Raw genomic sequence first — 2,988 nt, 5'->3', positions numbered from 1 at the left:
AGGATGCAGATGAGCTTTAGATTTCGTTGTAATGGCGTAGTGCGAAATAACGTTTCGCACGAAGTTTATTTTCAGAAAAAATAAGGTTACCATGATAAGTATATCACAGTAACCTTTTTAATATAGATATTTTTTTATTTATTCACTATTTCTGCCATACAAAATGCCAGGCTTCTTATTTTTTGGAATAGGACAGCTTGGCTTTTTTGCTGCCGGCAAAGCAAGGCAATAACAGCAGCAGCTTACTTGCACCATATACTATAACCAGACCAATGGCACTGTTCAGCAGCCACTTTGGCAGCCAATGAATATCCAAGGGAAGCATCAGGTAGGCCAGGGGGAATATTATCTGCATATGGGCATAATACATGGTATAGGAATTGGCAGCCATTTCACTCCAGAACCTGTTGGTTTTATTAAAGAAGCGGTAAAAAATGGCCAACAAGCCATAAAAGGATGATGTAAACATGGCCGCCTGAAGAATGCCCCTGACAAAAACAAACTGGAGGGTATTGGCCACCAAAAAGTGTCCCATCAAAATCCATAAAGGATAGGCAAAGGTCATTACCACAAACAAGGGCACCCACCTGGCCACTGAGGGCTTATACCCATTCTCCGTAAACCACTGATGCTTCCAGGCGTATGCCCCCAAGAAAAAGGCCCATACATAAGGAAGAAGGCGGCAGGGCTGAATAACCAGGAAATAACTGAGATGAATCCATAAATCATCAAAGCCGGTAATAATGTCCATGGCTACCACATTGCAAAATACAAATATAAACAATGGCAGTGCCATAGAGCGGTCAGCCCTGGTGGGTGCATATTGGGTGAGATAATTCCTGTCCAGCTTGCTGAGCATAAACATGGCTAAATAAAAGAGGGTAAGAACCCCCAAATACCAATACTGTATATGGGAAAAAAACACTCCCGAGCCCCCATTTACCGGATCAAAGAAAAACCAGTTATTGCAAAAATCAGCAAAGCTCACCGGAGCATTACGGCTAAAGAAGGTAAGATAGGAAACCGGTGCCGCAAAAATGGCTGCCCCAACCAGCCATGGTACAATAATGCGCTTAAACCGTCCATTCCACCATTTGCCGTCACCGTGCTTCTTTAAGGTCATGATACCAAAATAGCCACTGACAAAGAACATCATGGGCATAATAAACACATCTACCCAGCAAACAAAGGCTGTGAGAAACAAGGAACAATGCTCCGTGTCCACCACATACCACCATTCCGGGGCATAGGCCATGTAGCAAAGCCCCAAGTGAAAAACAATCATCAAATTGATAATGAACATCTTCAGATTGTCCATAAAAAATAATCTTTTCCCATTCATTATGAATGACACCTCTTAAAATTAATATTTATTGGATTGAGGCCTGGAGCCCCACCTGAACATAACTGAATTTTATCCTTCCAACGGATATATCCAACGATTTAATAATATGACCACCCAAAAAACATGTCAAATTTATCATACAAAAAAGAAGGATTTTAACGCTATTTGTCGAAAAGAAAAGTATAGTGTATATTTCTGTCTGAAAGGATGAAGATAATTATGAGCGAAACAAAAACAGTAAATTTTCTCTATGATGAGGGCTCCATTCCCCTTGAGGTTCCAGCTGAAAGTGCAGTATTAACCTCCCGGGTTGACGAATTAAAAAGCACCCGCTCCGGCCGGGAAATTGTCCATGAAGCCATGATGAATCCTATTGACAGCCCCCGTTTGTCGGAGCTGGCCAAGGGTAAGTCGGACTGCTGCATCATTATTTCCGACCATACCCGTCCTGTTCCAAGCCAGGATATTTTGCCGGAAATGATTGCCGAGCTGCGACAGGGCAGCCCTGATATCAAAATTAAATTGCTGGTGGCCACCGGCTTCCATCGTCCAACCAGCACAGAGGAATTGCGCAGTAAATTAGGCGATGACTTGTATGATGAATTTAAAGATGATATCATAGTACATGATGCGCATAACCCTGAATGTAATACCAAGATTGGTGTGCTTCCATCAGGTCCTGACTGCATTATTGACAAGATAGCTGCCGAGACTTCCCTGCTAGTTGCCGAAGGCTTTATTGAGGCCCATTTCTTCGCCGGCTTCTCCGGTGGACGCAAGAGTGTCCTGCCCGGCATTTGCGATGCCGTTACGGTTATGGGAAACCATTGCGGTGAATTTATTGCCTCTCCTTATGCCCGTACCGGTATTTTAGAGGGCAATCCAATCCATACCGATATGGTGGCTGCTGCCAAAATGGCTAAGCTGGCCTTTATCTGTAATGTAATTATCGATGAGGACAAGAAAACCGTTGCCGCCTATGCCGGTAACTTTGAAACAGCACATCTGGAGGGCACCGAATTTTTGGCCAAATACTGTGCCGTAAAACCAGCTCCTGCTGATATTGTTATTACAACCAACGGTGGTTATCCACTGGACCAGAACGCATACCAGTGTCCAAAGGGAATGACTGCCGCTGAAGCCTCCATTAATGAAGGCGGTGTCATAATAATGCTGGCCACCTGTAAAGACGGTCACGGCGGTCAGTCTTATTATGACTCTATACACGATGCTGCCACTGCTGACGAATTCTTCCAGAAGTGCGTTAATACGCCACAGAAGGAGACCCTGCCGGATCAGTGGTGCGCCCAGATATGGTGCCGCATTCTCAGAAAGCACACCGTACTCTTTGTGGCCGCCCCGGAACAGAAGCAGCTTATTGAGGACCTGAAGGCCCGCTACTTCCCGACCCTGGAGGAGGCCTATGCCGAGGCCCGCCGCATAAAGGGCGAAAAGGCCACTGTAACCTGTATTCCAAACGGAATATCCGTTATAGTACGCGACTAAATTTGGTGTTTCTTAACATCATACACATATTTTATCCAAAACAGATTGTCTGATGATAGTCGGATAATCCAAGTAAAAACCGCTGCCATTGTACCCCCGGCAGCGGTTTTTATTATCATTTTATTTTGTCATAATAG

The 2,988-nt window shown here is 44.5% G+C and carries 2 protein-coding genes; one reads left to right on the top strand and one right to left on the bottom strand.

Annotated elements, in window-relative coordinates; translation table 11 throughout:
• Positions 1 to 175: 175 nt before the first annotated feature.
• On the bottom strand, positions 176 to 1,342 hold the full coding sequence (locus Q0Y54_RS12460) for an acyltransferase family protein (protein WP_297968600.1): 1,167 nt from the start codon (positions 1,340 to 1,342) through the stop codon (positions 176 to 178).
• Positions 1,343 to 1,564: 222 nt separating this feature from the next.
• Here Q0Y54_RS12460 and larA point away from each other — a divergent pair, with 222 nt between their 5' ends.
• Positions 1,565 to 2,851 carry a nickel-dependent lactate racemase gene (gene larA, locus Q0Y54_RS12455; protein ID WP_297968596.1) on the top strand — a complete coding sequence of 429 codons (1,287 nt, stop codon included), beginning with the start codon at positions 1,565 to 1,567 and terminating at the stop codon, positions 2,849 to 2,851.
• Positions 2,852 to 2,988: the final 137 nt, after the last annotated feature.

The sequence above is a fragment of the uncultured Anaerovibrio sp. genome (genome assembly GCF_947302755.1).
Taxonomy (GTDB): Bacteria; Bacillota; Negativicutes; order Selenomonadales; family Selenomonadaceae; genus Anaerovibrio.
This window is presented reverse-complemented; position numbering and strand designations above follow the sequence as displayed.